Source organism: Ruegeria sp. AB9 (genome assembly GCF_056542585.1).
The window spans coordinates 26,092-32,491 of record NZ_JBQGAA010000024.1 but is presented as its reverse complement, the minus strand read 5'-3'; the positions used below and the strand labels follow the sequence as shown (position 1 = coordinate 32,491).

General features: G+C 54.2%; 8 protein-coding genes. 2 read left to right on the top strand and 6 right to left on the bottom strand.

The window, feature by feature from the left end:
• Positions 1-191: 191 nt before the first annotated feature.
• Together ACR0K5_RS23875 and ACR0K5_RS23870 are read left to right on the top strand one after the other, a co-directional pair.
• Positions 192-1,229 carry a YeiH family protein gene (locus ACR0K5_RS23875; RefSeq protein ID WP_480632033.1) on the top strand — a complete coding sequence of 346 codons (1,038 nt, stop codon included), beginning with the start codon at positions 192-194 and terminating at the stop codon, positions 1,227-1,229.
• 91 nt (positions 1,230-1,320) lie between these two features.
• Complete coding sequence (locus ACR0K5_RS23870; protein WP_480632032.1) at positions 1,321-1,692, top strand: cupin domain-containing protein; 372 nt, start codon at positions 1,321-1,323, stop codon at positions 1,690-1,692.
• Positions 1,693-1,755: 63 nt separating this feature from the next.
• Here the strand turns inward: ACR0K5_RS23870 and ACR0K5_RS23865 are convergent, their stop codons facing one another.
• The 6 genes from ACR0K5_RS23865 to ACR0K5_RS23840 form a co-directional block, all read right to left on the bottom strand.
• Positions 1,756-2,832 (bottom strand): 2Fe-2S iron-sulfur cluster-binding protein, encoded by a 1,077-nt coding sequence (locus ACR0K5_RS23865; RefSeq protein WP_480632031.1) that lies wholly within the window; start codon positions 2,830-2,832, stop codon positions 1,756-1,758.
• Entirely contained in the window at positions 2,829-3,974 is a 1,146-nt protein-coding gene (locus ACR0K5_RS23860; RefSeq protein WP_480632030.1) for an aromatic ring-hydroxylating oxygenase subunit alpha, read from the bottom strand. The genes ACR0K5_RS23865 and ACR0K5_RS23860 overlap by 4 nt, the downstream gene beginning before the upstream one ends.
• Positions 3,975-4,006: 32 nt before the next feature.
• Positions 4,007-4,258, bottom strand: coding sequence for a hypothetical protein (locus ACR0K5_RS23855; RefSeq protein ID WP_480632029.1), 252 nt, complete (start codon positions 4,256-4,258; stop codon positions 4,007-4,009).
• Complete coding sequence (locus tag ACR0K5_RS23850) at positions 4,255-4,848, bottom strand: TetR/AcrR family transcriptional regulator (RefSeq protein WP_480632028.1); 594 nt, start codon at positions 4,846-4,848, stop codon at positions 4,255-4,257. Before ACR0K5_RS23850 ends, ACR0K5_RS23855 begins: the two co-directional genes overlap by 4 nt.
• A gap of 1 nt (position 4,849) precedes the next feature.
• Complete coding sequence (locus ACR0K5_RS23845; protein ID WP_480632027.1) at positions 4,850-5,281, bottom strand: DUF2141 domain-containing protein; 432 nt, start codon at positions 5,279-5,281, stop codon at positions 4,850-4,852.
• A gap of 180 nt (positions 5,282-5,461) precedes the next feature.
• Positions 5,462-6,394 (bottom strand): hypothetical protein, encoded by a 933-nt coding sequence (locus ACR0K5_RS23840; protein ID WP_480632026.1) that lies wholly within the window; start codon positions 6,392-6,394, stop codon positions 5,462-5,464.
• Positions 6,395-6,400: the final 6 nt, after the last annotated feature.

Below are 6,400 nucleotides of genomic sequence, written 5' to 3'. Positions count from 1 at the left end.
AACCAGGAACTCGGCGAACCCTTCCGCCGCGACGCTATGAAAAAACCCGTCGCTGTCGCGGGCGTCTCCGCAAACGACATGCAGGCGCAAGCTGAGGTTTAATCCGACCACGCCGCCACCCGGGCCGGACATGGCCGGGGTGGTGGCAGGCTTTGCCCAAAAGGCAGTTCAAGTTTTACAAAGGAAGTAAGATGCAAGCGTTGAATGCATCCAATTCACCGTGGCTTCGGGCACGGTCTTTCGTTCGTTTGAACGGTCACGGATTCCTTGTTTCTGTGGTTGTTGCCGTTGCGGCGAAGTTCTTGTCCGAGCATTATGGCGCTCCGGCCATGCTGATGGCTTTGCTGCTGGGCATTGCGTTCCATTTTCTGGCCGAAGACGACGCAGGCGACTGCAAGGCCGGGATCGAGTTTACGGCACGAACGGTTCTTCGTTTTGGTGTGGCCCTGCTTGGGGCGCGTATTTCGGTTGAACTGATGATGAGCCTTGGTGCGGATCTGATTGCGGTCGTGATTGCCGGTGTGATCCTCACGATTCTGTTTGGCCTTCTGGGCGCGCGCCTGTTGGGTCGTGGCTGGCGCTTTGGGGTGCTGACCGGTGGTTCAGTTGCAATATGCGGCGCGTCTGCAGCGATGGCCTTGTCTGCCATTCTGCCAAAGAACGAGCATTCTGAACGTAACCTGGTATTCACGGTATTGTCGGTCACTGTTTTGTCGACAATAGCGATGATCGCCTACCCGATCCTTACTGAAACTTTCGAGTTCAACGACGAGGTTTCAGGTGTTTTCCTGGGCGGGACGATCCACGATGTTGCGCAGGTTGTTGGGGCAGGGTTCTCGGTTTCGGATCAAACCGGTGAGGTTGCCACATTGGTCAAGCTGATCCGCGTCGCCATGCTGGCGCCCGTGGTTCTGGTCATCTCATTTCTTGTCCGCCGCCATGCCGAATTCAGCGAAGAAGACGGCAAACGCCCGCCCATTCTGCCGATGTTTGTTGTCGGCTTTCTGATCTTTGCCGTCCTGAATTCAATGGGTCTGATTCCGGAAGTCGTCTCGTCGGCTATGGCCGACCTCAGCCGATGGGCGCTGCTGGTGTCGATTGCTGCGGTGGGGATGAAAACGTCGCTCAAGCGTATTCTGGATGTTGGTGGGCAGGCCATCATTTTGATCGTGGCCGAGACTGTCTTTATTGCTGCTCTCGTATTGGCGGGCGTTTATCTGTTCCATTGAAGAATGGCGGAAAACTAAATCTCAGTGCGTGACCGACCGCTGGCCAGTCGCGCCGTTTTGCAACACACTATCAGCAGGAGGGCATGACCTCATGACGACACAGGTTCTCAATCTCTTTGATGACCCGGCTACGCGCAGCGAAAGGCGTCTGGCCGATCTTCCTGATCGCGTTGTCGAGGGTGATCCGCATCACAAGATCGGAATGCACTTCACCAGCCCGGACGGAAAACTGTCAGCGGGTACGTGGATATCGACGCCGGGTAAGTGGCACGCGTTCACGGACAAAGACGAATATTGCTATATCGTCAAAGGTCACTGCGCCCTGATCCATGAAGATGGCACGCGTCAGGACTTTCGTACCGGGGCCAGTTTTATGATTCCCAACGGCTTTCGCGGCTATTGGGAAGTCGTGGAAGAGACGACCAAGCACTTCGTCATCCGCGATTGCGCACCGGACGCATGATCTGAACCGAAGTTATGCCTAAGGCGGGGCGTAACTGTCCGCCTCAGGTTCACATGCGGTTCTTCATCGACGCATCTGGTCATAATTGATCGCCAGATTTCCCGTCGTTGGCAAAGACTGACAGGTCAGGATTTCCCCGTTTTCGATGTCCTGATCTTCCAGCGCCACTCGAGCTTGCATATGAACAGTGCCTGCGGTCAACTTGGCCCGGCACGCGCCGCATACCCCGGATTGGCAGGAAAATGGCGGCTTCAACCCAGCTGTTTGCGCCGCTTGCAGAACGGTCTGCCCCTTGGAAATTGAAACGACGTGTTTGGCGCCGCCCAGCGTCAGCTCGGCGGTAGCATCCACACCTTCGACGCCTGTGTCCAGATTCTGCGACGCACCATAGCTTTCCATGTGGATACGGTTCGCTGGTACATCGATGGACATCAAAGCCGATTTGACAGTCTGGTTCATGTCACCCGGGCCACAGACATAGTATTGGGCGTCCTGAGCGTAGGGGGGGTATTCGGTGATGAACGCCTCAATCGCCGCCGTGTCGATTGTTCCTTGCCGCCAGTACTCAGCGCTGGACCACCAACCTGGCTTTGAAAAAACGTGGCAGGTTGTAAAACGCTCAGGATAAGTTTTCTCAAGCGCGGTCAGTTCATCCTGCAATAGGATGCTTTGCTCATTCTTGTTGCCATAGATCAGATGCACGACGGAATGCGGTTCAGCAGTCAAGACAGACTTCACCATCGCAAAAAGCGGAGTGATGCCGGAGCCTGCTCCAAAGAAGTAATGGGTTCGCCGCGCCGTTTCCCAGGGATCGAGGCAGAAGCTTCCAAAAGGAGGCTTGACGTCAATGGATTGACCTTCCCGAACGGTGTCGTTGATGAAATTGCTGACAAGACCATCTTTGACCCGTTTGACGGTGATGCGAAGCGGGGCGCCAGAGAAGGGTGAGCTGGAAATTGAATAGCTTCGCCGGTGTTCTTCGCCCTCAATCTTGAAGCGAACGGACAAATGTTGGCCCGGCCTCCACGCGAATGTGCTTTTCACACCATCGGGCACTTCGAACATGACTGTCTTGGCCATGCCGTCCGGCTCGTTTCTGATTTCACTAACACGCAACGAATGAAAGTCACGAGGGCTCATTTATCTTCCCCCAACCATTCAAGAACAACTTTCTGATGCTTGATAACGGGGCTTTCGCCGCCGGCCGCCGGACCCGTTTCAAAATAGGGCGATTGAAGCGATTTTTGCTGTTGCTCGCAGGCATAGATGTCTTCCCCGGTAAAGTCGCCTGCGACCATCGGGTCATCTTCGCTCATTGCGTCATTGGCTTTGTATTTTCCGCTTATTCCAAAACTGGACCAGAACGAGGACGATCTCATCGACTGTTTGGCGAATTCCCATTCCGAACTGTTCGACACCCGTCCGCGATTGTGAACCCGTGTCAGTTCCGGGCCAAGAGGTTCAATGATGAAGATATTCCAACCGTCTTCCGACGCGGCCAATCCGATACCCGGGAACAACATTGGGACCCAGGCGCCATTCATATCTTTGGGTACGACGCGTGGTGCGGTCAGTTTATTTTCCTGATTTTCTAGGAACTCGGCAACCGGCGGCTCCCAAAACATGTAATGGGGTCCTTCCCAGTGGAATTCCGCGGCTTTGTGGTCATACATCTGCAGTGTATTCGAATGCAGATGACTCAGATGGTAAACGTCGATGTAATTCTCGACAACGACCTTCCAGTTAGCCTTGATCTCATAGCTGTTGTTCAGGTCTTCGTATTCGACAAGCTCTTCGGGCACATGCGGGCCGACATGGGGTTCAACCGGGCCGAACCACTCTGCGATAGAAGGTGCATCGGGGTCTGGATGGACGAAAATCATCGACTTCCAGATATCGACTTTGGCGGGTTTCAGGCCAAGGCAGGATTTGTCGACCTTGCCAAATTCCTCATGTTCATCCGGAACCGAAATCAGGTTGCCCTCCAGATCGTATGTCCAGTCATGATAGGGGCAGGTCAGGGCCTTTTGGGTTTTACCAACGGCTCGGATCAGTTGCGTGCCACGATGACGACAGATGTTGTGAAACGCGCGCAGGCGACGGTCGCGGCCCATGATTACAAATATGTTGTTAAGCCCGGCCTGTACGGTGATGAATTGGCCCGGTTCGCTTACGTCTTCCATAAAGCCGGCATAGCGCCAGGTTTTTGAAAATATCTCACGCATTTCACGATCAAACCAATCCTGGCTTGTGTAAGCCTCGACAGGCAAAAGATGCAGCATGGGTTTCATTTGAGCCTCTCGTGAAGGTTTGTTCAAAATGTCGGGGGTAGAAAGTCGATAGCGATCATCGACAGGCCGAGCGTTATCCAGGCAAACTGGATCAGCCAAAACAGGACAGGGTCTTCATCACGGGTTACGTCGGATAGCAACAAGGCGTGACCGGAATAGAAGTTTGGAATTGTCCAATACATGAACAGAAGGCCCCATAAGGCCTGATATCCCAGTGCCGTCGTACTCATGAGTGCCGCGAAGGTGATGTAGTTCAGCAGTCGCTTACGTGTCATGTCGCTTGCTCCAGGCTTTGGAACAGCGCGCGGGCGGCCTGTTCGGCCTGCGTTTTCCAGACGCCCGGCATTTCAAGCGGGGCCAGCGACGTTGCATTGAAATAGAGGGCCGCTATGCCGTGCGCGACTATGTTGACTCTTGCGTCCTCCACCTTTGGAAAATCTGCACGCAAAATCGCAGCCACCGCGGTTTCAAAGGAAAGCAGGGCCTCACGGCATGCCTGGCGAAGTGGTCCATCCTCTACGGCCCGTGCAGTGAGCGCCGCAAAGGCAAGCACCATATCCGGAGGCGTTTGGTTCATGTCCGAAAACAGCATATCGATCAGGCTTTCCGATTTGCCAGAGGAGGGCAGGGCCGCGATGAGCGCATCAGACTGTTCCGAAAAGTTTTGCAGAACATAATCTTGCAAAGTGGTGATCAACTCATCCCGATTGCCCAGATGATGCCGGATCAGAGGTCGCGTCAGGCCCGCTTCTTTGGCTATCTGAGAAAGTGATGCACCATCGAGACCATATCTTGCGACACATCTGACCAGAGCCTGCATAACCTGTTCGTAACGCTCATCACGATTTGAAGGACGCCCGCTCATGTTATTTCCAGTATTTGAGTTTCAGATTGCTGGTTGCGCCGGGACCGACTGTGACAGCGGCATCCCTGAACTTTGGTGGTAGGCCACTTCGCCCCATAGCTGCAAAGCCGTACCCTTCTGTTGGAACTTCGTTTTCGGCATCCAGGTCGCTGTTTCTGTTTTCGTCGTGAATTGCGGCAATCGCGTAGGTGCCCAGCGGAAGATTGTGAAAGGTAACCGAAACCTGTCCTTTGACAGCAGGGACGGAAGCCAGCGCTGCAGCGTTTGTCATGTCCATGGCTTCAAATGATTTTGCCTTGTCGAACACGGCAATGATCAAGTCACCCTTTGCGTTTCGCACGTCTTTCACCGTTGCAGTGAGAGTTTGTGCGGATGCACTGTAGGTCGAAGCCAGGGCCACAACAGACGCGATTATAAAATTTCTGGTCGGCATGATGTCTCCTTGACTGTCACCTTTGACAGCAAATAGGGGGAATGTAATTAACTGTCAATAGTGACAGCATTCTTTTCGATTTCGCAAAACGCCCTTTCGCCCCCAAATCTTGAGGTGCGGCATCGACCCAACGCCGCCATGGGACTAAGAAATAAGGCAATTAGAAGACGTGTTCCGAAGCTACTCGGGTATGTCTTGTCTTTTATACAGATGCCGCATGACCAATGGTGTTATGTACATCGGGATTTGATACGCCCCAATAAACGCCATGATGGGTGCAGTGACTTCGGGCGGCAGGGCCACAAAGAAAATCGCGATGTTTCGGTTTCCGGCGATTAGGGAGACAGCAGTCGCTCTGGCAGCAGGTAACCTGTCTCGGATCAGGCGGAACGTGAAAATCTGGGCACCGAAATTGGCTAAACAGGCGAGCACAATCCAGAAGGCCGCGATTGCCGGATTTTTCAGGGCTGTGGCGCTGACGGAGGGCATCAGGCCGATGACAAATATGGCCAAAGTGATTGTGCCCAACCCTTCCAGATTCAACAAGGTAGATTGGGACGGTGAACGCAACCAAACCCGCCGAACAAAAATGGCCGCGCCGGTTGCGCAGAGTATCGTCAACAGAAGCTGCAACCCGGCCAACAACACGGATTGAATGTCGCCCAGTTCGGGCATGAGCAGGAAAACGGGAAACGCTGTCAGTGGCAACAGGGCAGTCCCGACCACCATCAGTCGCATCGCATGTTCGGGGCGATAACCCATCATCAGACACATGTTGGGACTGCCTGAAATCGAGGGCGCGGCCGCCATGATCAACAGGGACAGAAGCACCGGCGTTCCCGTCCATCCACCCGCAAAGCCGATGACGAGAATGATCAACGGCATCAGAAACTGAAACCCGACGACTGTGAATGCAACTTTATGCAGATCGCCCAATGACCCAAGAATGGTATCAGGATCCATTCTCAAGACGGTGACGAACAACAGCAGCACGACCAATGGCGGCAGCAGATTTCGCATGGGCTCCGCCAGAGCCGGCAGCAGAAGACCTGCCGCCAACCCGGCAATCAGAACATGGGGGCCATGACGGGCCGCCAGATGGAGCGGGTTCAAGCCCCT

What these genes read in the sequence shown, in the direction of transcription:
- ACR0K5_RS23865 (WP_480632031.1), bottom strand. Translation starts at nt 2,832, where the DNA reads ATGAGCCCTCGTGACTTTCATTCGTTGCGTGTTAGTGAAATCAGAAAC.
- ACR0K5_RS23875 (WP_480632033.1), top strand. Translation starts at nt 192, where the DNA reads ATGCAAGCGTTGAATGCATCCAATTCACCGTGGCTTCGGGCACGGTCT.
- ACR0K5_RS23855 (WP_480632029.1), bottom strand. Translation starts at nt 4,258, where the DNA reads ATGACACGTAAGCGACTGCTGAACTACATCACCTTCGCGGCACTCATG.
- ACR0K5_RS23860 (WP_480632030.1), bottom strand. Translation starts at nt 3,974, where the DNA reads ATGCTGCATCTTTTGCCTGTCGAGGCTTACACAAGCCAGGATTGGTTT.
- ACR0K5_RS23850 (WP_480632028.1), bottom strand. Translation starts at nt 4,848, where the DNA reads ATGAGCGGGCGTCCTTCAAATCGTGATGAGCGTTACGAACAGGTTATG.
- ACR0K5_RS23845 (WP_480632027.1), bottom strand. Translation starts at nt 5,281, where the DNA reads ATGCCGACCAGAAATTTTATAATCGCGTCTGTTGTGGCCCTGGCTTCG.
- ACR0K5_RS23870 (WP_480632032.1), top strand. Translation starts at nt 1,321, where the DNA reads ATGACGACACAGGTTCTCAATCTCTTTGATGACCCGGCTACGCGCAGC.